Source organism: Gilvimarinus xylanilyticus, assembly GCF_024195295.1.
GTDB classification, from domain to species: domain Bacteria; phylum Pseudomonadota; class Gammaproteobacteria; order Pseudomonadales; family Cellvibrionaceae; genus Gilvimarinus; species Gilvimarinus xylanilyticus.
In genome coordinates this window covers 754,695-778,196 of record NZ_JAMFTH010000001.1, presented here as the reverse complement: position 1 = coordinate 778,196, position 23,502 = coordinate 754,695, and the positions used below count along the sequence as shown (strand labels likewise).

Genomic DNA, 23,502 nt, shown 5'->3' with positions numbered 1-23,502 from the left:
AATTTCAGCGTTTTGTTTCCTAGTGTCGATAAAATATTCACTCGAAAGTACTGGCCAAAGGTTAAACAATACCCTATACTCCGCGCCCTCAGTGAAAGCCTCACAAGAGCCCTAAGAGCTCCGTTCGAGACCCGCGCCATTTGCGCACCGTGCTATGAGGCAAATACTGATGGAGATTTACTCCAGCGTATGCCTCAAGCGGTTATGTATTTCCCCGCCTGAATTAGATACCTGAAAGCAGCGGCCTGCGGGCACTGCGGTAAACCTGTGATTGTTGCCGGCGCTTTGGCGCCCTGACCTGTCTGTTTGAGTCAATCTCCGACTCGCGGCGTACGCATTACGCCATTTTGCAATCGGCGCCCCGCGCCACAATTGGATGTATTCATGTCATCAGAAAATATTGCTTTTTCCGAGCTGAACCTGTCTCAGCCCGTTCTTAACGCCATTTCTAAAATTGGCTACGAAACCCCCTCACCGATTCAGGCACGCGCCATTCCCGCGCTGCTGGACGGTAAAGATATTGTCGGCCTGGCACAAACCGGTACCGGTAAAACCGCCGCTTTTGCCCTGCCCCTGCTTTCCAGCATTGACACCCAAAGCTCCGATACCCAAGTACTGGTGTTGGCCCCGACCCGCGAACTGGCTATTCAGGTGGCCGAAGCCTTTCAAAGCTACGCCAGCGAGCTGAACAACTTTCACGTACTGCCCATTTACGGCGGCCAGGATATGCGCGGCCAGCTACGCCAGTTAAAGCGCGGCGCTCAGGTTGTGGTAGGCACACCCGGCCGGGTTATGGACCACTTGCGCCGCAACAGTCTGGATTTGTCTAACCTGAAAGCCATGGTGCTGGACGAAGCCGACGAAATGCTGCGTATGGGCTTTATTGACGACGTAACCTGGATTATGGAGCACACCCCCGAGAGCCGCCAAACCGCGCTGTTTTCGGCCACCATGCCCAAAGAAATCCGCCGTGTTGCCAACACCTACCTGCGCTCGCCCGAAGAGATTAAAGTGGCCCGCGAAAGCACCACTGGCAGCAACATCGAGCAGGCCTACTGGATGGTCAGCGGCACCAACAAACTGGACGCCCTAACCCGCATTCTGGAAGTTGAACCTTTCGACGGCATCATCATGTTCGTGCGTACCAAAACCGCCACCGTCGAGCTTGCCGAAAAGCTCGAAGCCCGTGGCTACAGCGCCGCCGCCATTAACGGCGACATGAACCAGGCGCTGCGAGAACGTACCATTGAGCGCTTAAAAAACAAATCGCTGGATATTCTGATCGCCACCGACGTAGCCGCCCGCGGCATTGACGTTGAGCGCGTCAGCCACGTGATTAACTACGACATTCCTTACGACAGCGAAGCCTACGTACACCGCATTGGCCGCACCGGCCGCGCCGGTCGCTCGGGCAAAGCCATCTTGTTTGTCGCCCCGCGCGAAAAGCGTCTGCTTTACTCAATCGAGAAAGCCACCGGCCAGCGTATTGAAGCCATGAAACTGCCCAGCGGCGACACCGTCAGTGCCGCACGTATTGACCAGTTCTTGCAGCAGATTACCGACGTGGTCAACAGCGAAGAAGACATGAGCTTTTTCGAAGAGCTGCTGGCCAAATACAGCCGCGAAAACGACCTGGAGCCGGAAGCCATTGCCACCGCTCTGGCCTACCTGCTGCAAAAGAACCGTCCGCTACAGGTTAAATTCGCCGACATCAAACCCGAGCGCGAGCGCAGCCGTGATCGCGGCGAGCGTGGCGAACGCCCACGTCGCAGCAACCGTGGCCCGGAAGAAGGCATGAAACGCTACCGCATTGAAGTGGGCCGTAACCACGGCGCCCGCCCAGGCGATATCGTCGGCGCCATCGCCAACGAAGCCGGTTTAAAAGGCCGCAGCATCGGCCAGATTAAACTGTTCGACAGCTTCGCCACTCTCGACCTGCCCGAAGACCTGGCCCCAGCACAGGCGAAGAAAATTGCCTCGCTGCACGTGCGTGGTCAGCAGTTGTCACTGAGTGAAGACCGCGGGCCTATGCGTAAAGGTGGGGATAAAGGGAAGGCTAAGCCGCGTAAGCGTAAAGCCTAAACCTACCGACGGGTAATCAATATACCGCCACAGCAGGAGACTGCTGTGGCGGTTTTTATTGGGCGTTAATAAATTAACGGCTTTTTTATAGGCTCGCATCGCCGGGCGTAGCGAGTTACTTTTCTGTTGTTTGGGCAACAGAAACCTAACGAAAAGGCAGGTCCTGCGCCCGGCCTAGGCCGCCCTCTCTGCCTTCGGCATTCACCTTGTCCCTGCGCCCGCTGCATTTGTGAATCCCTTCACCTCAACAGCCCACCCCGCGAATGGCCCTAACGGGTCCCTCTCTACGGCCTATTTTTGAGGGCCGTATCGACAAGACCTCCCTGTCCTGGCGATTCTTGCGCACGCGCGGCCCAGGCCGGCCTCTCTGCCTCCGGCATTCACCTCTCCTCCTGCGTGCTTACCCACAAAAACACGCCTTCGTTCGGCGCATTCGCAGGAGCCTCGGGTGTGCCATTCTGGTGGTTAGACAGATATCTTCATCTTATTTCACACACTCCTCTATTTTCCTCCCCCCTTCATAATCATGCCGCAAAAAACACCTAAAGCGACGACAATCACAGCCGATAATGACTAAAAGGGTACGAACAGAGCAAATGTGACGTATGGACATCAATGGACTTTCACGGACTGCAACAACTCCCAGCGGCACTCCGCTCAGTGCTGCCGCTTTGCCAGACACCAGTAAACCGAGCCTTCAGGCCGAAGCCGAAACCCCGCAGATTTCACGTACTACAACCGCGCCGGAGCCGGCTTTTACACGCCCCGTACCTACCGAACGAGTTACTAAAGTAGAGCCTCCAACCAGCGGTAGCAATTGGGATAAGACACTTGAGGGAGCGTTAAACCAACTACCAGACGCCCGCAGCTGGCAAGCTCTCGCTGGTGGGCTTGGACAAATCAGCCAATACCGCTCTATCGAACAAAACGCTACAACCCGACTGACGCCTCGCACCGAGGGAAATACCGAACCGCAGGTAATCAGCCGGTCATCATTGGGAGGAATGTCTTTTTCGGCCACTCTGGCAAGCGGGACGAAAGTTACCTTCTCGATTAACGCCCATTCAGGTCTTGAAAAATCTAGCGAAAACCTGGTCGCATTTCGCAGTATGGATGTGCAGTTTTGGTCTGATGCCGAATTAACCGAAGAAGAACAAGCCGAGCTGCAAACACTGAGCAAAAACTTAGGCACTTTTGCGACCAACTTTGCCGCAGGTGGCGAGCCTGATATAAGCCATTTAAACCTCTCGCAATTAACTGAGATTGAGTCTATACAGCTGAGTTTAAAAACGGCCGATCAAAAGACCTTGTCACTTGATTACTCACGTAACACCCTAGGTACCGAGTTTAATCTGGCCTGGAATGGTCGATCACTCAATCTCGCCATTCAACCGGGAGAAAGCAACCAGCAAGATCTATCACGCCTACGCGAAACTCTACTTGAATATTTAGACAAAGGACGAGCCGAATCATCTGACACCAAGGCCTTGCTCAATGCCCTATCGCTGTTTAACGTTTCAAACAACCAGGCACCATCGGCACAACCAGAAAAAGGTTCAGCATTATTAACGGGCCTACCCGACTATCAGCTCGACTTTAAAGGCAAGGTAGACTACCCATCTCGCCGCAACGAGCATCACGACAAATACTCGGGTATTCGTTTGCTTAGCATCGGTCAAGTTACCCACACTGAAACAGAAAACGGGACCACATCCATAACTCAAACACAAAACATTGACCTTGAGGCCGCGTACTTTACCTCGCTACCGCACCTTGAAAATATCGATTTAGCCCGAGAAAACTTTAAATGGCACAAAGTTGATGAGTCGATACAAATAGTCAGCCAGCAAACCTGGAAGAATGAGAAAATCGATAACGCCTCAATACAACGTTTAACCAGCATCCAAAATTCTCAGCAAACCTGGAGCGAAGGAAATCTTATTGACGAGCAACGGGACGAGCGACAAAGCATCGACACCGTTGATGCTATACGCCTTCTAACAAACGCCAGCGCATCTACCGATTTGGCCTCGAAAAAACAAGCCAAAGCGGAGCTGATTGCCTTATTAAACCCGCTTACTGAAGCTACAGATCTTAACAGCGCCTAACAGCTAATGCGTATGATCACCGCGCTGCCTCCTGATCAAACCAATGGCAGAATATACATAATCAGGCTTACCGCGCGACTTGATCTGCTTTTCCACGGCATCATAGGGAATTAAGGCATAAACGTCGGTGTAACGAAAAATTGCTACATGCCACTTTGAACTGATAATCTTTTGGGGCTTTCCGCAAGTGGACTCTTCTCTCTTATAAGGCATATAACGACTGGATTGGTATCCCCAGCCATGCAGCAACTCCAAAGTAGCCACAGCAACCTGTTGCCCAAACTTGGACTCTGATAAGGAATCGTTAAGGACTTTCACGACCGCCACATCTTTTTCAGTGCGAACAGAGTTTTCCAACTCTTTTTGGTAATCGGGGTAAATGTAATGAAAATCGCCATCCAGTGTTGATGGGGGAATAACAACGGGAGCTATGAGCTCACAAGCTAGAATTCGGGGCGCGCTAAGCACCCAAATGAAACAAATACAGGTTTTCCGATTCATAGCTAAAGTCACTACGCTTGTTTTTCACAAAAAAAGCATCTAATTTACGCTGCACAGTCATACCATTCGCTAAACAGTGCTGACGTGTATATTGCTTACTATAAAGCTCTGGGCACCTGATCCGCTTCAGCCACAGTTTGGTTAAGTTGACGGAGTTTGCTGAGAGATACCTGAAACTGACCATTACTCGGCAGCCGTTTACCCGAAAACAGCTCCCAAACAAGGGCCCCAGGTCCGTTATAGATTTCTTCGAACGTACCGTCACACATGATCTTTATGATGATCGCATGCTGAGGCTGACTTCGGAAAGCAACGGTATTAGATTGTGTCGCCTTAATCTCTACCTCCAAACCGGTTTCCGTCACAGCATCATAGCCTTTGTTGGATGCTGTCATAAGCTTCAAGTCGTAGGCATCAGCCACTAAGCATTCCCCTAAACTTCCGACCATATGACCATCCGGTGTAAAGTGCCTGCCCGGAAACATACTCTCCAACTCGTTGACCGTGGCATAAAGATCCTTCACCAAGGCCCGAAATCTCTCGTGGTCGATCATAGGCACTTAACACCGTAATATTGGAGTCGTGTAAGGCATGCGTCTAATGTTATTCCAGCCGGGCTCTTCAGCACGCGATAACATTATCCAGTTACTTTGATAAGTCTAGCGCCAATAGCGTAAACACAAAAACCTATAACATTGCAGACAATAACACCCGCAAATAGAACTGAAGAAAGCTCAATTTTGTTAAGCTCTAGAGCTCGAACACTTCCACCTACGAACTCGCAGAATCCCGAATACAAAACTCTACCCCCCAAATCGACACATTTATCCGTGGTTTGAAAATCTCTAAACTCAAAACTGAATAAAATCGCAACCACGGTGCCTACAGAGAAAGCGAGTGCTATTAAGTACTTTTTCATCATACATTAACAAAATAATTTGAGTAACCAGCCGCTTGGCTGGGCATTTCAAGGGATAAATTTTACATACGCCTACTGGCTCTAAACATAGCGCGGCAACAAACTTATCAAGTGGTATATGGTAAAAATGAGGCTCGTGACCACTAGAATTCGCACTATCTCGAAGAACCACCTGTAGCCAGTGCCTCGAAAAAGAGGAACATAATGCCCACATATAAGCCATCCCAGATACAAAGACTTTGTTTTCGAGAAATACCACTGACAATCTCAAAGCGCTAGTTCTTTTGCCTCATCCGGATGAGCTTTACAGAGCAGGCTATAACTCCACAAATAGAGCAAAGATGTTAACAAGAAATATAATGCTATGATGGCATGCCTCCCTGCTTAACGTTTTTCTATTGGAGCGAGCGAATACGAGCCCATAGCCCGCCGCGTTAGCGGAGCAGTGCGGGCTATATCCAACAACTTTTTGTTCGTTGTTCTAAGACAGTGCATCGTATTCCTTCCTCGTTCTATACTTAGCATCTGCCTTGAAGTTTTCATTCCTCAAGCGGACAAACCCATCGGGATTTAGCTCGCAATGGTAATGATGGTGCTCCATTCTTTGTTTTTCCTTCTCTTTTTCAATCTCGGCATCTTTCTTTACTTTGCGGCCAGTCATAATCAAATACTTTTGATAAGCCTGCCAAAGGCTATATGCCAAGGCTATTAGTGCAACCCAAGTAGGGCTAAAGAATTCCAGCACTGCAATGAGCGCAGGTATAAAAACAGCCCAGATCAAAATAAGAAACTTTAGCCTACGCATGGGCTTAAGCGATTCTTGCGCTGATTGCCTTATCTCTTCCTGAGTTCTAAAATTAATATCCTTGTAAACAGAAAGTAAGTAATCAGCATCCAGAACTTCTGTTGGAAATGAGCTGTCGGGAACAGATTTCCAAAGCAAATCAAATGAGCCATCTACTTTAAGTGCTATTAAGTAGCTCTCACCAGCTCCGCCACTAAAACTAATCAATCTGCCATGATCATCGAAAGCAGAAACCATTAGCGATACTGGATACCTTTTCACCCATTTTTTGGCAAGCTCCTCCATGTCAGCCTTCATTTGATGCAGCTTGATATCATACATGTAAGTGATTTGGAGGTTTGCAAATAGAAAACCGTGCATTGGAGGGTAATATTCTATGAAGTATCTATCGTGCTTTTCCTTAATTGAATCAAAAAATAACTTTGGATTCATTGCAAACCCCCGCTGGAAATAAGCAACTATCAGTTTATTAATATGCAAATTGAAAAATACGCCTGGCAACATTTCCTACCAAGAAAATTTTTAAAAAGTGCTTTCAACCTTCTGCTACCTCTTAAGTTACCGGCCATTTGACGAATTTATTTTGGTTTATAACGAAGCCGTCTTACTTCCACACTGGCGATGTGTCGATTCTGTTTGATAACGTTAGCTTTACGCTTTCAGCATCCGAATACTATCGCATTCATTCCAGTAGCATTAACGAAACTGGAAAGCAAAGTGAGTCAGCTTACTTTGCTTGGTCGCACTAGTTTTGACCACCAAAGACCAATAGTCATGGCATGTCACAATGGGCCAAAAAGAAATATGGAGAATATTCAAAACAGAAGGGAGAAGTGCCCGCACATCAGTCCCGATGCACTGTTTACCCTACCTTTCCGCTGGCCCTGCTGTGGGCTTAATTCGGGTTAAACAAGCCGAATTAAGCCCACAAAACACTTAATGAAAAGAGTGCCATAAGTTGACCCGTTTGGCAACGGGTTAACGTCTGATGTCGGACGTCTGAAGTTCGACGAAAAAATGATTACCTGCTATAGGATAAACGGAATCGGATGAGCCATATCTGCCTGACCACCAGAATGGCACCCCCGGGGCCCCTGAGAGCGAGCCGAACGGAGATCGATTTTAGGGGGAAAGCAAACAGGACGTTTGCGCAAGTATCGCCAGCGCAAGGACGCGCTGTCGATACGGCCTCCTAAAATCGATTGGAGTGAGGGAACCCGCCAGGGCCGCGAACCGGGGTGGGCTTCTCTTTTCGTTAGGTTTCTGTTGCCCACACAACAGAAAAGTAACTCGCCACGCCCGGCGACTCGGGCACAAAAAAACTCGCCCAACGGGCGACCCCATCTCCCCTTTTTAAAAGCCTTAAAACCAAGGCTTCTTATACATCACCACCCCAGTCAAAAGCCCATCCCGCAACCGCTGCGCCTCGCCCTTTGGCAAACAAACCAAAGTCACCCGCCCATCGGCGCTCCACACCTGCAAATCACACAACCCCACCAAACGCTTAAGCGGAGACTGGGCCAACTGGATTTTCTGCAACTTCCCCACCGGTAACCACTGCTCGGAAAAGCCGATAAACCCACGACGCCAGGCTAGCCACTCGCCGTTGTAGAAGTAGCCTTTTTGCCGCCATAGCCGCCGTCCGATTAGCAACAAAGGCACTAAGCCCAGCAACCCCGTAAAAGCCACAGCGCCTAGTTTAAAACTGGCGGCAAGGGCGCTTAACACAATAATGAGACTGCATATCGCGCAGGGAAAACGCCAGCTAAAGGGGTGAACCCGTGTCCATTCGGGTTTGGGCAGTTTCAATTCGCCGCGCAGCAATAGCCAGTTAAGCTCGTCCAGTACGGGTACGGTAAAATTTTTATCCTGCGCTTGGGGCGACTGCCCCGCTATGCCCCCGGCTTTGCTGATAGAAACCGTATAGCGTTTTAACAGCTTGGCGATGACGCCCTGCACTAAGGTCACTTTCTGCAGCTTATGGATTTTAAACCCTCGGGTCCGTACCGTGGTTAAACCGGCGCGGCTCTGATAGCGATCGTCGACGCGCGTGAGGGTGTAACCCCAGTAGCGCACAAAGGCCAAGAGCACAGACAACCCAAACAACACAGAGGTGCCCACCAGCACCGCAAACACCGCCAACACTAAGGTAACCGAGACCGCCAGGTTAGCGCTCAACCAGTTAAAGGCTGAGTAGACCTGGGAAGACTCTAAACTGACCAACCAGCTTTCAAACAGCGGCCCCAGGTGTTGACCAAAGGGCGCGGCCAAAGGCGCCAGATACAAAAGCGTGTTGTGCATTAAGCCGTAGCGCGCGATCTCAGCCGGCCCCAGGCTTAAGCGATAATCGGCCGCAGACGTTGCAGCGTGAACCTCAGTTTCCGTGGCTGGCTTAGTCTGGACCTGTTTTTCCAAAATGGTATGGCGCAGGGATTCAGCCAGAGCCACGGGAATACCCGGTACATCCACCTCTTGCTGCGCCGAGCCCGCACTTTCCAGCCCCAGGGTAACCAGTTTAAAGGGGCGAAAATAAAACGGGTCGGCAATATCAGCCTGTTGGACACGCTCAAAGTCCAGGCTGAGGCGTTTGCGATTAAAGACGCCGCTGCGCAATGTCAGACGATTATCCTCAATTGCAAAACTGAAAAACCACCAGTAGAGCACCACCCCCATCGACAAGAGTAATAACGCCGCGGGTATACCCCATACCCAAAAAATCTGACGTATTTCCTCGCCACCGGCAAAAAGCGGAATCAGCGCGGGCCACATTTGCCCCAGTGCGGGAAGCATTTTTAGGGCGAAGTAGATCATCGCCACCGGAGACACCCGGCGCCAATGCAAGCGATCGTCTTCAGGCCGTGGCATTGTCGCTCTCCGCTGGCTCTTCGCTGACAATGCGCTGGGTTAGATACTGTTTTAAGCGATGCGCTTCGTCGGTTTTCAGGCCGGGAATACGAACGTCCGACTGAAAACCACCGGCGGTATACAACACTAATTGGCTAAGACCATACAGGCGCTCAATCGGGCCTTGGATGACTTCGATATGCTGAATACGGTTATGCCCCGCCGAGGTGGTTTTATGCCACCAAAAGCCCGTGCGTTTGTGTATGTCCAGCTCGCGTAATAAGTACTGGGTATGGGCCACCCGGCGTGGTACCCACACCCCCATTAAAAACAGCCCAAGTGCAACCACAACACCAGCCGCTATTTGCGCGGGAAAACGTAAGTGATCGAGGTTAAACCAGATAACACCCCCTAAACCGATAAGGGGAATAGCGCACCAGATAAACACCATCCAGCGCAGCACCGAGCGGTAGGCGCGCTCAATCGGGGTCCAGGGTTCATTGTCTAAAGGGGGGAGTTGATCGGTGCTAATCACCGGGTCATGCAGGCTCATAATCTCAATCCGTGATGATTTTTATAAGCCTATATTAACAGAATTGCGTGGTGCTAGAACCCGGCTAAAAATCGTCAAACATTTGAATATGATAGCCGCCATCCACCGCTTCACTCATGGCTTTATCGGCGGCCAGCACTCGCTCGTCTTGCAACAGTGAAGGCGCTACGGTTTTGCGATTGTGAATTTGAATATCGGTAAAGCCCGCGCGCATCAGATAAACCTTACATAACTGCTCGGCACCGAACATATCGGCAAAGTGGATATAGACAATAAAAGGCACTTTCTGGCCCTCTTTTACGTCTTCGTCAATGTCTTTGCGCGCCGTGGCATCGGCGGAGAATATAAACATAAAAACCTCAAGAGATGTCTGATGTCAGAAGTCTAAGGTCAGACGCATCAGACGTCAGACATCGGACTTCAGACGGGAAATCATACCGCCACAATTACCCGCACGGCGTCCAGTTTTAAGCTGGCGTGGTCTAAGCACTCCAGGCTGGTATCCAAACGGGTTTGCAGGTAGTTAAGTTCTTCTTCGCGAATGTTGGGGTTTATCTTGGCCAGATCTTGCAGGCGCTCTATCTCGCGGCCAATGTCTTCGCGCGCGGCCGATTTGGCGTCGTCCACCTGTTGGTCGCGCAAGGGTTCAACCTTTGCTTCGGCCTGATCCAGCAAGGTGGCAATCGCCTCGCGGCTGTGGCGCACCAGTTCCTGAGCGGTCGCGCGGGGGACTTTTTTGAGAATCTGGTGCAGCTTGTCGGCCCCCAGTGCCTGGGCAAAGTCCTTGCCGTTGCTGTCTAACAATACCCGAACCAGAGGCTCGCGGATATAGCGATTTAACTGCAGCTCGGCCGGGGCCGGGCTCATCAGGCAAAATACCGCCTCGACCATCATGGTGCCGGGCTTGAGCGGCGGCAACTTAAGGGTCGCCACGGCGGTATTGCCGTATTCGGTATCGGCAATCAGCTCCAGGGTGCCGCGCACCAGCGGGTGCTCCCAGGTGAGAAAGCTCATATCGTCACGCGACAGGGCCTGTTCGCGGTCAAAAGTGACCGTTAAGCCGGATTCGGGCAAACCGGGGTAAGGATCAACGCGCATGTGTTCGCCCGGGTGCAATACCCAGGCGTTTTCGCTGTGACGCTCATAGTCCACGTTAAAGCTGTCCAGCGCGCGCATAACGTAATCGGGCAGCGCCGGGTCAGCGTCTTGCTCGCTTAGGTTTTCCACCAACGCCTCGGCTTTACCGGGGCGGCAGGAGTTTAACTCCAACAACTTATCGCGCCCCGCCTGGAGCTCGGCATTCAACTTATCGGCAAAGGCTCGGGTATCGCTAAGCAAGGCTTCAAAGTCGTCGCCCGGCCCGGTTAACGCGGGCAGCAGGCGATCGGCAAAAGCGGTGTACGCGCTGTGACCAATGGCGCAGGTGTGCTCAAAGGCGTTAATGCCCTCGTGGTACCAGCGGCTGAGCTTTTCCTGCGCGGTGGGTGAACCCTCGCTGGTATACAGCGGTAGGTGCAGATGAATCTCCCCCGCCTGACCGATGCGATCCAAGCGGCCGATGCGCTGCTCGAGCAAATCCGGGTTAAGGGGCAAGTCGAACAGCACCAAGTCTTGGGCAAACTGAAAGTTGCGCCCTTCACTGCCAATCTCCGAGGCGATTAACACCTGGGCGCCTTCTTCGGTATCGGCAAAATAGGCCGCGGCGCGGTCGCGGGCAATCAGGTTCATGGACTCGTGGAATACCGCCGAGGCGATGCCGTGACGCAAACGCAGGTAAAGCTCGAGTGACTGCGCGGTATCACTGTCGGCGCAGATCACCAGAATCTTTTGGCCGCGCTTTTCTTTGATTAAATCTTTTAACCAGAGTACCCGGGGGTCGTTAATCCACCATTCACCCTGAGACTCCCAATACTGCTCGGGGTATAACTGCGCTTGCAGCTCCATTTCTGCGAGGGCCTCGGCATCGCCTGCCTCAAGCTCCAGCGGATAGGTGTGCAAATGCCGCTCGGGAAAGCCCGCCACCGCGTGGCGAGTATTGCGCAGCAGTACCCGGCCGGTGCCGTGGCGATCCAGCAGTACACTGATAACCTCATCAATCGCCTGAGCCTGGGAGGTTTCGCGAGCCTGGCTACTAAGCGCCTCTAACTGAACGGCATCCAGAAATTGCTCAAGCCCCTTGAGAGTCGCGGTGGGGAGCTCGCCGGTTTGCTCAGCGTCATCGGGACGAGCCTCCAATAGCTGCTCTACCAGAGCGCTTAGGGGGCCATAGTCGGCCTGCTCGCGGGTAAACACTTCTAAATCATAGTAGCGGTCCGGGTCCAGCAGGCGCAAACGGGCAAAGTGGCTCTCAACCCCCAACTGTTCGGGAGTGGCAGTTAACAGTAATAAACCTCGGGCGCGCTGGGCAAGCCGCTCTACAGCCAGGTATTCGTCGCTCGGGGCGTCGGGGCTCCAGCTTAGGTGATGAGCTTCGTCCACCAACAGCAAGTCCCAATCGGCGGCCTCGGCCTGGGCCAGACGCTCGGGGTTTTGGGTTATAAAGTCCAGCGAGCAAAGAACCAGCTGGGCCTGCTCAAACGGGTTAACGGCAGGGCCGTCCTCTTCATCCAGCAGATCATCAGCGTCTAGCTCAAAATCCATAATATCGTCTTCGGTATCTTTACCTTCCAACGACAGGCAGCGCTCTTCATCCAACAGGGTAAAAGACAGATTAAAGCGGCGCAGCATCTCCACCAGCCACTGGTGCAATAACGCCGGCGGTACAATGACCAGCGCCCGCGAAGCGCGACCGGTGAGCAACTGGCGGTGCAAAATCATCCCCGCCTCAATGGTTTTACCCAGGCCTACTTCATCAGCCAGTAATACCCGGGGGCTAAAGCGTGAGGCGACCTGCTCGGCAATGTACAACTGGTGGGGCAATAGCGAGACCCGTGGGCCGCCCAAGCCAAAGGTGTTGGTCTGCTCTACCTTATGACGCAGCAACCGGCTTTGGTAGCGCAGCGAGAAGTGATTACTTTTATCGATTTGCCCGGCAAACAAGCGCTCGCGCGGAGTGGAGAACTGCACATAGCTGTCCAGTTCAAACTCGGGTACGGCGCGCTCTTCGCCTTCATCGGTGACTGTCTGGTACAACAAACAACCAGCCTGCTCTATCACCTCTTGCACCACCACGCGGGTGCCGTCCTGGTGTTTGATTTTTTCGCCTTCGGTAAAGCGCACCCGGCTTAAAGGCGCCTGCTTTAGCGAATAGGTCCGCCTTTCGCCGGCGGCGGGAAAGCCTATGTCCACGGTAGAACCGTCCACCTGTAACACCACACCCAAGCCTAATTCGGGCTCGGTATCACTCACATAACGTTGACCTAAGGTGACTTCTGCCTGGGACACGGGAACCTCGCTGCTGTGATTGGGGCGCGCATGATACTGCGACTGGGCGGTAAACTAAACCGCGAAACCGGTTTCTGATAAAATAGCAGTCGTTTTTGAGCGCCAAAGTAAGAGTAGATGCTATATGAGTCAAAACGCGAGCCCCGAGGTTCCCCAATCACTGCAAGCACTGGTGGATAAACACGATTTTTTAAGCCTAAGCGACAGTAAAACCTATTTTCCCGGCAGTAAGGGCGATGGGCTCCCCTTAATCTGTGTCGACACCCCCTTGTGCCAGGCACTGCTGACCACCAACGGCGGCCAGCTATTAAGCTTTACCCCGAAAGGCGGCGAGGAGCTGCTATGGGTTAGCCCCAACTGCAATTTTAGCCCGGGCGCCAGTCTGCGCGGCGGTATTCCTCTGTGCCTGCCCTGGTTTGGCCCCCACCCCACGGATGACACCCGCCCCAAGCACGGTATTGCCCGCACTCGCGAATGGGCATTGCAAAGCGCGCAGCTGGACGACTCTGGCGTCTGTCACCTTAAACTCGCCCTGCACCACAAAGCAGACGAGCTGTTTGAACACGACTTTAGCGCCGAGCTGACCTTGTCGCTAGGCGTTACCCCCACCTTGCACCTAACCCTGACCAATACAGGCGCTACCGACTTTGACGCCAGCTGGGTGATGCACACCTATTTCGCCATAAACAGCTTGGAGGCGGCCCGGGTTGAAGGCCTGGACGGGCGCGAATACGCCGATAAAGTCGAAGGCGGAAAATACTTTACCCAGAGCGGCCCCGTCACCTTTAACGGCGAGGTGGACCGGGTGTACGAAGATATCCAACTGCCCGTTACCCTGGACGACGGCCAACACCGCTACCGTATTGAAGGCGACCAGTGCCCGAGCGTGGTGGTGTGGAATATCGGCGCCGAGGCGGGTAGCGGCATTGCCGATATCGGCCCCGATAACCACCGGGGTTATGTGTGTGTCGAGCGCGGCGCCTGCCTGGGCGACACCTGGCGCCTGCCCGCGGGACAGGCCCGAAGCGCGCATATGACGATTAAAGCCGCCTAAGCCCCCAGTACCGCACGACCTAAGCCCGCAATTGTTGTAAAATTGCGGGCTTTTCTATTTCTGCTATTTGATTACAGGTTTTCCGCATGAGCGCTACCCCCCGCGAGCAACGCATTGCCCAACTAAAACAAACCCTAGCCGAGCGCATTGTGGTGCTCGACGGCGGTATGGGCACCATGATTCAGAGCCACAAGCTCAGCGAGGAAGAGTACCGGGGCAAGCGCTTTGCCGATTACAACCGCGATGTGAAGGGCAATAACGACCTGCTTAACCTCACCCAACCCGAGTTGATGAAGCAGATCCACCGGGACTACCTGGAAGCCGGCGCGGATATTATTGAAACCAACACCTTTAACTCCACCCGCATCTCCATGGCCGATTACGGCATGGAAGATCTGGCCTACGAGCTGAACCTGGCCGGTGCGCGCATTGCCCGCGAAGTGGCCGACGAGCTGACTGAGGCCGAACCCCACAAACCCCGTTATGTCACCGGGGTGTTAGGGCCGACCTCGCGCACCTGCTCTATCTCGCCGGACGTTAACGACCCGGGCGCGCGCAACGTCACCTTTGACCAGCTGGTAGAGAACTACATAGAAGCAACCAAAGCGCTGATCGAGGGCGGCTCGGATCTGATTCTGATCGAAACCATCTTTGACACCCTAAACGCCAAAGCCGCCATATTTGCGGTGCAGGAGGTGTTCGAAGAGCTGGGTACCGAGCTGCCACTGATGATCTCGGGCACCATTACCGATGCCTCGGGCCGCACCCTGTCGGGCCAGACCACCGAGGCCTTTTACAACTCGCTGGCCCACGCCAAGCCCTTGTCCATTGGCCTTAACTGCGCCCTAGGCGCGGCCGAGCTGCGCCAGTATGTACAAGAGTTGTCGCGTATCGCCAACTGCCATGTATCGGCCCACCCCAATGCGGGCCTGCCCAACGAGTTTGGCGAGTATGATCAAGAGCCCGAAGAAATGCAGGCGATTATCGAAGAGTTCGCCCAGTCAGGCTTTTTAAATATTATCGGCGGCTGCTGCGGCACACGGCCCGATCATATTCAGGCCATTGCCGAGGCCGTGGCCAAACACCCGCCGCGCCAGATTCCCGACATTGAACCCGCGTGCCGCTTGTCGGGCCTGGAGCCTTTTAACATCACCCAAGATTCATTGTTTGTGAACGTGGGCGAACGCTGTAATGTTACAGGCTCGGCCCGCTTTAAGCGTTTAATTGTCGAAGAAGACTATGACACCGCGTTGGAGGTCGCGCTGGAGCAGGTCGAAGGCGGTGCTCAGGTTATCGACATTAATATGGATGAGGGCATGCTCGACGCCGAAGCGGCGATTGTGCGCTTTTTAAACCTGATTGCAGGCGAGCCGGATATTTCCCGTGTGCCGATTATGGTGGATTCCTCCAAATGGGAGGTGATTGAAGCCGGGCTTAAATGCATTCAGGGCAAGGGTATCGTCAACTCCATCAGCCTTAAAGAAGGCGAAGACGAGTTTATTGAAAAGGCCCGTTTGTGCATGCGCTATGGCGCTGCCGTCGTGGTCATGGCCTTTGACGAAACCGGCCAGGCGGATACCGCCGCGCGCAAAAAAGAAATATGCGAGCGCTCCTACCGGGTGCTGGTGGATAAAGTCGGCTTTCCACCCCAAGACATTATTTTCGACCCCAATATTTTCGCCGTCGCCACGGGTATTGAAGAGCACAACAACTACGCCGTGGACTTTATTGAAGCCACCGCCTGGATTCGCGAAAACCTGCCCCACGCCGGTGTATCCGGCGGTGTATCCAACGTGTCTTTCTCCTTCCGGGGGAATAACCCGGTGCGCGAGGCGATTCACTCGGTGTTTTTGTACCATGCGATTAAAGTGGGCATGAACATGGGCATCGTCAACGCCAGCCAGCTGGCGGTGTATGACGACTTGCCCAATGAACTGCGCGAGAAAGTCGAAGATGTAATTTTAAACCGCAACGACAATGCCACCGAAGCGCTGTTAGATATTGCCGAGAAATACCGCGAAGGCGGTGGCGACAGCGGCAAAAAAGAAGATTTAGAGTGGCGCAGCTGGGACGTTAAAAAACGCATTGAGCACTCGCTGGTAAAAGGTATTTCGGCCTACATTATTGAAGACACCGAAGAGGCCCGCCAGCAGGCAGAAAAACCTCTGGATGTGATTGAAGGCCCACTGATGGACGGCATGAACGTGGTGGGTGATTTATTCGGCGCCGGTAAAATGTTCCTGCCCCAGGTGGTGAAATCCGCGCGGGTGATGAAACAGTCCGTGGCCTACTTGCAACCCTACATCGAGGCGGAAAAAGTCGAAGGGGCCAAACCCAACGGCAAGATTTTAATGGCCACGGTTAAAGGCGATGTGCACGACATCGGCAAAAATATTGTCGGGGTTGTCTTGCAGTGCAATAACTTTGAAGTCGTCGATATGGGCGTAATGGTACCCGGCGAGAAAATCCTGCAAACCGCCGTGGAAGAAAACTGCGATATTATCGGTTTGTCCGGCTTGATCACCCCATCGCTGGACGAAATGGTCAGCGTCGCCCGCGAAATGGAACGCCAGGGCATCGATAAACCCCTGTTGATTGGCGGTGCCACCACCTCTAAAGCGCACACGGCCGTCAAAATTGATCCGGCGCTTAACATTAACCAAGTGGTTTATGTAGCCGATGCCTCGCGCGCGGTAGGGGTATGCTCCACCTTGTTAAGCGATGCCAACCGCGACGGTTTTGTCGCCGACTTGAAAACCGAGTACGAAGCCGTGCGGGTGCGCAACGCCAACCGCAAACCCCGCGGCACTTTGCGCACCTACAATGACGCTATCAAGCACGGCTTTAAGGCCGATTGGGAAAACTACACCCCTCCTGCCCCCAGCTTTACCGGCGTTAAAGTGTTTGACGACTACCCGCTGGAGCAGCTGATTGACACCATCGATTGGACGCCGTTTTTTATCAGCTGGGATTTGGCGGGTAAGTATCCGCGCATTTTGGAAGACGAAGTGGTCGGCGAAGCGGCGCGCAACCTGTTTGACGACGCGCAAAAGATGCTGAAAAAGCTGATCGACGAAAAGCTGCTTAAAGCCCGCGCGGTACTCGGCTTTTGGCCTGCCAATACCGTCGACCACGACGATATTGCCGTGTTTGGCGAAGATGGCGAAGAGCTGGCGCGCCTGCACCACTTGCGCCAACAACAGCAAAAGCCCGGCAACCGCAAACCCAACTTTTCGCTGGCCGACTTTGTCGCCCCTAAAGACAGCGGCAAGCAAGACTACATTGGCGGCTTTGCGGTCACCGCCGGCATTGGCGCCGAAGAGTTGGCCAAAGAGTATGAAGCCAAAGGCGATGACTATAACGCGATTATGGTTAAAGCCCTGGCGGATCGCTTGGCCGAATCACTCGCCGAGCATATGCATTTGCGGGTGCGCAAAGAGTTTTGGGGTTACGATAAAGACGAGGCGCTGGCCAACGAGGATTTAATTCGCGAGCGCTATCGAGGTATTCGCCCGGCACCAGGCTACCCCGCCTGCCCGGATCACACCGAAAAAGGTACCTTGTTTAAGCTACTGGATGCGGAGAAAAACACCGGCCTCACCTTGACCGAGCACTACGCCATGTTCCCCACCGCCGCCGTTTCTGGCTGGTATTTCTCGCACCCCGAGTCCGAGTACTTTGCCATTGGCAAGATTGAGAAAGACCAGGTGGAATCGCTGGCCGAGCGAAAAGGCATGTCACAGACCGAGCTTGAGCGCTGGTTAAGCCCCGTACTGGGTTACGAACCCCAACCGTAAATAAAAATGACGGGCGTATACAGCCATGGCCACAGGGACAGTGGCCAACCTTTCATCTTCGCCTTAACCGATAAAATCCAATAAAAACTTGAGGAATGTCAAATTTTGCCGATACTTTAAAGTGTCAGTGAGCAAATTAACAATTCCTTACTGCCTTCCCTTAAAAATGGAGTGTTTAAGACAATGTTTGGCAGAGCAAGAGCGTTAGAGTCGGAAGTAGAAGAACTTAGCGATAAAAATCATACACTTGAGGCCGATATTTCCGCCATCCAGGCGCATATGGGGTATATCGAGTTTACCCCTACCGGGGAAATTATTACCGCCAACGCGCTTTTTTTGGATGTAGTGGGATACCCGTTGGAAGAAATTCGCGGGCGTCACCACCGTATGTTTTGCGACTCTTCCTACGCTGCCAGCGAAGACTACGCCGAGTTTTGGCGTCAGCTAGCCGCCGGCAAAAGCCAGCAAGGCACCTTTCAACGCTTTGGCAAACGCGGCCAAGTCATATGGCTTGAGGCCAGCTACTTTCCGGTAAGAAACGATAACCAGGTGACTAAAATCATTAAAATTGCCTCGGATGTCACCGAATCGCGCAGCTCGTTACTGGATCGCAACGCCTTGTTTGACGCCCTGGACCGCTCGCTGGCGGTGATTGAATTTGACCCTCACGGCAATATTCTTACTGCCAACCAGAACTTCTTAAACACTATCGGCTATCAACTGGATGATATCGTCGGCCAACACCATCGCATGTTCTGTTACGAGCGCTTTTACCAGCAGAACCCGGACTTTTGGTCGCGCCTAGCTGCGGGACACTTTGAATCGGGCAAGTTTGAGCGCAAAGATGCTCGGGGCAATACCATTTGGGTAGAAGCCACCTACAATCCGGTGCGCGATGCCAGTGGCAAGGTTTATAAGGTGATTAAGTTTGCCAGCAACATTACCCACCGAGTTAGCGCGGCTATGGAAGCTGTAGAAGCGGCTTCGTCCACCTCGGAAGAAACCTCGCAAATCACCCTGAATGCCAAAGGTCTACTGGACGATGCGGTCACCACATCAGAAAAAATTGCCACGCAAATAAAACAGGCCGCTGCGATCACCGACCGATTGAACGAGCAGTCGGAAAGCATTGCCGAAATCGTCACCACCATTCGCTCTATTGCCGATCAAACTAATCTGCTCGCATTAAACGCGGCCATCGAGGCGGCCCGGGCGGGCGACCAGGGGCGAGGCTTTGCCGTGGTAGCCGATGAGGTGCGCCAGCTCGCCGGACGCACCAGCGAGGCCACCGAGGAAATTTCCCGCGTCGTGGGCGACAACCATGAACTGGCTCAGCAAATTAAAACGCAAATGGAAGAAGTCAGCTCGATTTCCGAGCAGGGTGAAACCAAAATTCACCATGTCTCGGAGGGGGTCGAGCAGATCGAGCAAGGTGTAATGAACTTTGCGCAAACCGTTAGCCGTCTGGCAGAACAGTAACACCAGACGGCCAAGCCGTGCCGAGGCTAACCGTAATTACGGGTTAACGCCTGCGCCGGTAATGGCTTCGATAAGTTCGGGATAAGCCTGTTCCGCACTGGCGCGGTCAAACAATCCCAAACCGGTATTGCCGGTAACACCATTGTCCCACACCACCGGGACCAAGCCATGCTCAAGCACAGAGGCGGTAATATACTCATTCCAATAGATTTGGTAGCGCTGGTGATGGTCTATGTTTGGGCGATGTATTGCCCCGTACTCCCCCAAAATCACCCCAATCCCCTGATCCACAAAACGCTCTTGCATTCGCCCGAATTGCTCATCGGCGTGAGCTTCATTGGCCCAGGTTTCGGTTTTGCTAAGATCTTCGGCTTCATCCCCCCACTGGGTTACCTGGCTCTCATTGTTAAGGGTGAAGTTATAGGGATCATAGTAGTGAACCTCTACCAACAATTTATCGTCGGCGGGGTCTTCCGGCAAAGTGAAAAAGCTCAGAGTGTGGTCGATATTGGTGTTAAAGCCCTGCACCGCCAAAAAGCGGTGAGGATTATTCCCGCCGGTGGCTCGCACAGTATCCACACACTGCTGGTTGTAGCCATTTTGCACGGTGTAATACTCTTCGGTCGGGGTGCCGTAGTCCCCTTCCACCATCACCTCATTGGTACAGGCAAAAACCAGGCGCTCATCGTAATCGGCAAAGCGTAGGGCAATTTGCTCCCACAGAGCGTCCATACGCCCCAGCACATAGTCCTGCTCGGCGTAAGTAGGCTGCATCCAACCGCCGTCCCAGTGCATATTCATCATGACATACAGATCGGCCTCTAAGGCGTCGTTTACTACTTCTTCAACCCGATCTATCCAGGCAGACTCGATAATAAAGTTTGCCGGATCGCTGAACTGACTCCAGGCCACAGGAATGCGCACCGAATCGAAACCAGCCGCCTTCACGGCCTGCATTAACTCGGGAGTAGCTTTGGGGTTACCCCAGGCCGTTTCGCCGCCCACGGCCTCTAAGGTATTGCCGAGATTCCAACCAATACCCAACTTTTGGGTTAGAGCCACACTGCTTATATCAAAATCGCCGGGCTCGGAACTGACAGCAGAAGAGTGACTGGATGAGGGCTCACTGCTGGAATCAATCGAAGAGGACACCGAGGTACTCGACGCCATTGACGACGCTTGACTGGACGCACTGGCGACCGGCGGGCTTGCCCCCCCACCGCCAGAACCACAGGCACTCAGGACCAAAGCAAGCGCGGCGATACCACTTTTATTCAAATGAGACACAGGCTCTCCTACTGTTATTCGTTATTGTGTAAACGGTTACTTTAGCGTATTTATTTTTATATTTAAATATGTATTTTATTTGTGATTGCGACGGAGGGGTACGGGAAATGCTCCGGTGAGGCAAGCGTGATGGTTTTGGATTTGGGGGCGAGTGTCGCTCGCGGGCTTTTGCGTATAAAAAACCGCCGGAGGTGAAATGACCTTCGGCGGTTTTAGTATGTGCTGCGGGAGGGATTTACTGGGCGCGTCCTGCGCCCACCCTGCGGGCTCGCTGCGCTCGGTGCAAAACGCTCCCGGCGTTTTGTCGACCCTCTGTCGGGTTTGATGTGCATGGATGCACAAATGCTGTGACTGCAGGGAGGCAGATGAGCGGTCGAACGCCTCCTGTTAACCTTTCTCGCACAAAAAAACCGCCGGAGGGAATTTAGCCTCTGGCGGTTTTAATGTATGGCGGAGAAGGAGGGATTTACTGGGCGCATCCTGCGCCCACCCTTCGGGCTCGCTTCGCTCGGTACCAAACGCTCCCGGCGTTTGGTCGACCCTCTGTCGGGCTCGAACGCCTCCTGTTAACCTTTTGTGTATAAAAAAACCGCCGGAGGGAATTTAGCCTCTGGCGGTTTTAATGTATGGCGGAGAAGGAGGGATTCGAACCCTCGATACCGATCAAGGTATACTCCCTTAGCAGGGGAGCGCCTTCGGCCACTCGGCCACTTCTCCGTGCAATTTGTGGTTCAGTAAATGCCTTGGGGCATCTGCTCAACTGGGGCGGCATAATACCATATTTGGCAGAAATTCAAAGGCTTGTAAGCATTTGGGGTTAGATTTTTCGCGCCGCTGCCCAGTGTACAAACAAAACGCATAAAAAAACGGCAACCCTTGGTTGCCGTTTACTCAACGAGGTCAGATTAAGCCAGACCTTCTTGTTGATTTTGTTTTTCGCGCTGAATGCGCTGGTAAATCTCTTCGCGGTGTACCGCGATATCTTTAGGTGCATTAACACCAATACGAACTTGGTTGCCTTTAACACCCAGTACAGTCACGGTCACTTCATCGCCAACCATTAGGGTTTCGCCAATACGGCGGGTTAAGATCAACATAGTACAACTCCTTCAATCCATCCTGTAAGTGCGGCCGGAATCCAACTCCTATGCCACTATTTAGCCCTTAATGCGATCCAATCTACCAAGCTGGTGATTTCTGATCCTTACCTTAAGTAAAGTTCATTTTTCGCAAAAAGGGAATTGCCCCCAAAAAAATTTCAGACCTTAAACGTCTGAGGTCATCCGACCCTGTTATTGCTCAGGTACAACCACTTACGCCTGAGCAGGTTCGGCATCCAGGCCAAACGCACTGTGCAAGGTTCGCACAGCAAGCTCTAAATATTTCTCGCTGATAATCACCGAAATCTTGATTTCTGATGTGGTAATCATCTGAATATTAATGCCCTCTTCGGCGAGCGCCGTGAACATGGTCGAAGCCACGCCCGCGTGAGAGCGCATTCCCACACCCACAATAGACACTTTGGCGATGGCATCGTCACTCGTCACTTCCCGTGCGCCAATCTCTTTCACGACGTTAGACAACAAATCCACGGTTTTATTCATATCACCGCGATTAACAGTAAAAGTCAGATCCGTGGTGTTGTCGGCACCGACGTTCTGCACGATAACGTCAACCTCAACATTGGCTTTACCCACCGGCGCCAGAATTTTAGATGCAATACCGGGGGTATCGGGAATACCAGCCAGGGTAATTTTGGCCTCATCGCGGTTAAACGCAATCCCAGAGACAACGGGCTGTTCCATAGTGCTCTCTTCCTCATCGAGGGTAATCAAAGTGCCAGGGCCGTCGGCAAAGCTGGACAGCACCCGCAGTGGTACATTGTATTTGCCGGCGAACTCAACGGCGCGTATCTGCAATACCTTTGAGCCCAGGCTGGCCATTTCCAGCATCTCTTCAAAAGTGATTTGCTCTAGGCGCCGGGCCTTGTCGACCACCCTGGGGTCTGTGGTGTATACGCCGTCAACGTCAGTATAGATCTGACATTCGTCGGCTTTTAAGGCTGCCGCCAGCGCAACACCGGTGGTATCCGAGCCGCCGCGTCCGAGAGTGGTGATATTGCCTGCCTCATCGACGCCCTGAAACCCCGCAACCACAACCACACGCCCTGCCGCCAGATCGGCGCGCATATTGGCGTCGTCAATCTCCTGGATACGGGCCTTGGTATGGGCATCATCGGTCAAAATGCGCACCTGGCCACCCGTGTAGGAACGCGCGTCACAGCCGCGCTTTTTCAGCGCCATGCACAAAAGCGCGATGGTGACCTGCTCACCGGTGGAAACCAACACGTCCATCTCGCGGGGATCGGGGGCTTGCTGAATATCCTTAGCTAGGGCAATTAAGCGATTGGTTTCGCCGCTCATGGCGGAAACCACAACCACCATATCGTGCCCCTGAGCGCGAAAGCCGGCCACTTTATCAGCGACCGCTTCGATACGCTCTACGGTACCCACCGAAGTGCCACCGTATTTTTGTACCAATAAGCTCATTCCCGGCCTATTCCTCACATTTGTCGTCTTTTCGACGCACTGCCCTGACACTCGCCCTAAGGGGCTTGGCGCAAAAGGCGGCAATTAAACACGATAATTAGACAAAAGTTAATCAGTTTATTGCCCGTCGAAACACTTTT

At 53.0% G+C, this 23,502-nt stretch carries 15 protein-coding genes, 1 tRNA gene and 1 pseudogene; 6 read left to right on the top strand and 11 right to left on the bottom strand.

What is annotated here, in order from left to right:
- The first annotated feature begins 384 nt into the window (after positions 1-384).
- Both M6D89_RS03245 and M6D89_RS03240 read left to right on the top strand, forming a co-directional pair.
- A complete protein-coding gene (locus tag M6D89_RS03245) occupies positions 385-2,082 on the top strand; it encodes a DEAD/DEAH box helicase (protein WP_253966594.1) in 1,698 nt (565 codons plus the stop codon).
- Positions 2,083-2,687: 605 nt separating this feature from the next.
- Entirely contained in the window at positions 2,688-4,190 is a 1,503-nt protein-coding gene (locus M6D89_RS03240; RefSeq protein ID WP_253966593.1) for a hypothetical protein, read from the top strand.
- A 3-nt stretch (positions 4,191-4,193) separates the two neighbouring features.
- Here the strand turns inward: M6D89_RS03240 and M6D89_RS03235 are convergent, their stop codons facing one another.
- From M6D89_RS03235 to rapA, 7 genes are all read right to left on the bottom strand, one after another.
- Complete coding sequence (locus M6D89_RS03235) at positions 4,194-4,691, bottom strand: hypothetical protein (RefSeq protein WP_253966592.1); 498 nt, start codon at positions 4,689-4,691, stop codon at positions 4,194-4,196.
- Positions 4,692-4,789: 98 nt separating this feature from the next.
- Positions 4,790-5,245: a DUF6998 domain-containing protein gene (locus M6D89_RS03230; protein WP_253966591.1), complete on the bottom strand. Its 456-nt coding sequence runs from the start codon at positions 5,243-5,245 to the stop codon at positions 4,790-4,792.
- An 846-nt stretch (positions 5,246-6,091) separates the two neighbouring features.
- The gene (locus M6D89_RS03225; protein WP_253966590.1) at positions 6,092-6,847 is read right to left on the bottom strand and encodes a hypothetical protein; all 756 of its coding nucleotides are present in this window, start codon (positions 6,845-6,847) and stop codon (positions 6,092-6,094) included.
- A 930-nt stretch (positions 6,848-7,777) separates the two neighbouring features.
- Complete coding sequence (locus tag M6D89_RS03220; protein WP_253966589.1) at positions 7,778-9,280, bottom strand: PH domain-containing protein; 1,503 nt, start codon at positions 9,278-9,280, stop codon at positions 7,778-7,780.
- Positions 9,267-9,812, bottom strand: a complete 546-nt coding sequence (locus M6D89_RS03215) for a PH domain-containing protein (protein ID WP_253966588.1) — start codon at positions 9,810-9,812, stop codon at positions 9,267-9,269. The genes M6D89_RS03220 and M6D89_RS03215 overlap by 14 nt, the downstream gene beginning before the upstream one ends.
- Before the next feature lie 64 nt (positions 9,813-9,876).
- Positions 9,877-10,164, bottom strand: a complete 288-nt coding sequence (locus M6D89_RS03210; protein WP_253966587.1) for a hypothetical protein — start codon at positions 10,162-10,164, stop codon at positions 9,877-9,879.
- 80 nt (positions 10,165-10,244) lie between these two features.
- Entirely contained in the window at positions 10,245-13,196 is a 2,952-nt protein-coding gene (gene rapA, locus M6D89_RS03205; RefSeq protein ID WP_253966586.1) for an RNA polymerase-associated protein RapA, read from the bottom strand.
- A 124-nt stretch (positions 13,197-13,320) separates the two neighbouring features.
- Here rapA and M6D89_RS03200 point away from each other — a divergent pair, with 124 nt between their 5' ends.
- From M6D89_RS03200 to M6D89_RS17430, 4 genes and pseudogenes are all read left to right on the top strand, one after another.
- Complete coding sequence (locus M6D89_RS03200; protein WP_253966585.1) at positions 13,321-14,250, top strand: D-hexose-6-phosphate mutarotase; 930 nt, start codon at positions 13,321-13,323, stop codon at positions 14,248-14,250.
- Positions 14,251-14,336: 86 nt separating this feature from the next.
- A complete protein-coding gene (gene metH / locus M6D89_RS03195) occupies positions 14,337-18,047 on the top strand; it encodes a methionine synthase (RefSeq protein ID WP_253966584.1) in 3,711 nt (1,236 codons plus the stop codon).
- Between the two features lie 183 nt (positions 18,048-18,230).
- Positions 18,231-18,998: pseudogene (locus M6D89_RS17435) on the top strand (PAS domain-containing protein); the annotation flags it as partial.
- A 12-nt stretch (positions 18,999-19,010) separates the two neighbouring features.
- Positions 19,011-19,526, top strand: a complete 516-nt coding sequence (locus tag M6D89_RS17430; RefSeq protein WP_256504501.1) for a methyl-accepting chemotaxis protein — start codon at positions 19,011-19,013, stop codon at positions 19,524-19,526.
- A 36-nt stretch (positions 19,527-19,562) separates the two neighbouring features.
- On the opposite strand, the gene M6D89_RS03180 is transcribed toward M6D89_RS17430, so the two are convergent.
- From M6D89_RS03180 to M6D89_RS03165, 4 genes are all read right to left on the bottom strand, one after another.
- On the bottom strand, positions 19,563-20,813 hold the full coding sequence (locus M6D89_RS03180; RefSeq protein ID WP_253966583.1) for a glycoside hydrolase family 5 protein: 1,251 nt from the start codon (positions 20,811-20,813) through the stop codon (positions 19,563-19,565).
- A 627-nt stretch (positions 20,814-21,440) separates the two neighbouring features.
- A tRNA-Ser gene (locus M6D89_RS03175) sits at positions 21,441-21,530 on the bottom strand.
- A gap of 188 nt (positions 21,531-21,718) precedes the next feature.
- Complete coding sequence (csrA, locus tag M6D89_RS03170) at positions 21,719-21,910, bottom strand: carbon storage regulator CsrA (RefSeq protein WP_253966582.1); 192 nt, start codon at positions 21,908-21,910, stop codon at positions 21,719-21,721.
- A gap of 216 nt (positions 21,911-22,126) precedes the next feature.
- A complete protein-coding gene (locus tag M6D89_RS03165) occupies positions 22,127-23,362 on the bottom strand; it encodes an aspartate kinase (RefSeq protein ID WP_253966581.1) in 1,236 nt (411 codons plus the stop codon).
- Positions 23,363-23,502: the final 140 nt, after the last annotated feature.

What these genes read in the sequence shown, in the direction of transcription:
- M6D89_RS03245 (WP_253966594.1), top strand. Translation starts at nt 385, where the DNA reads ATGTCATCAGAAAATATTGCTTTTTCCGAGCTGAACCTGTCTCAGCCC.
- M6D89_RS03240 (WP_253966593.1), top strand. Translation starts at nt 2,688, where the DNA reads ATGGACATCAATGGACTTTCACGGACTGCAACAACTCCCAGCGGCACT.
- M6D89_RS03235 (WP_253966592.1), bottom strand. Translation starts at nt 4,691, where the DNA reads ATGAATCGGAAAACCTGTATTTGTTTCATTTGGGTGCTTAGCGCGCCC.
- M6D89_RS03230 (WP_253966591.1), bottom strand. Translation starts at nt 5,245, where the DNA reads ATGATCGACCACGAGAGATTTCGGGCCTTGGTGAAGGATCTTTATGCC.
- M6D89_RS03225 (WP_253966590.1), bottom strand. Translation starts at nt 6,847, where the DNA reads ATGAATCCAAAGTTATTTTTTGATTCAATTAAGGAAAAGCACGATAGA.
- M6D89_RS03220 (WP_253966589.1), bottom strand. Translation starts at nt 9,280, where the DNA reads ATGCCACGGCCTGAAGACGATCGCTTGCATTGGCGCCGGGTGTCTCCG.
- M6D89_RS03215 (WP_253966588.1), bottom strand. Translation starts at nt 9,812, where the DNA reads ATGAGCCTGCATGACCCGGTGATTAGCACCGATCAACTCCCCCCTTTA.
- M6D89_RS03210 (WP_253966587.1), bottom strand. Translation starts at nt 10,164, where the DNA reads ATGTTTATATTCTCCGCCGATGCCACGGCGCGCAAAGACATTGACGAA.
- M6D89_RS03200 (WP_253966585.1), top strand. Translation starts at nt 13,321, where the DNA reads ATGAGTCAAAACGCGAGCCCCGAGGTTCCCCAATCACTGCAAGCACTG.
- metH (WP_253966584.1), top strand. Translation starts at nt 14,337, where the DNA reads ATGAGCGCTACCCCCCGCGAGCAACGCATTGCCCAACTAAAACAAACC.
- M6D89_RS17430 (WP_256504501.1), top strand. Translation starts at nt 19,011, where the DNA reads ATGGAAGCTGTAGAAGCGGCTTCGTCCACCTCGGAAGAAACCTCGCAA.
- csrA (WP_253966582.1), bottom strand. Translation starts at nt 21,910, where the DNA reads ATGTTGATCTTAACCCGCCGTATTGGCGAAACCCTAATGGTTGGCGAT.
- M6D89_RS03165 (WP_253966581.1), bottom strand. Translation starts at nt 23,362, where the DNA reads ATGAGCTTATTGGTACAAAAATACGGTGGCACTTCGGTGGGTACCGTA.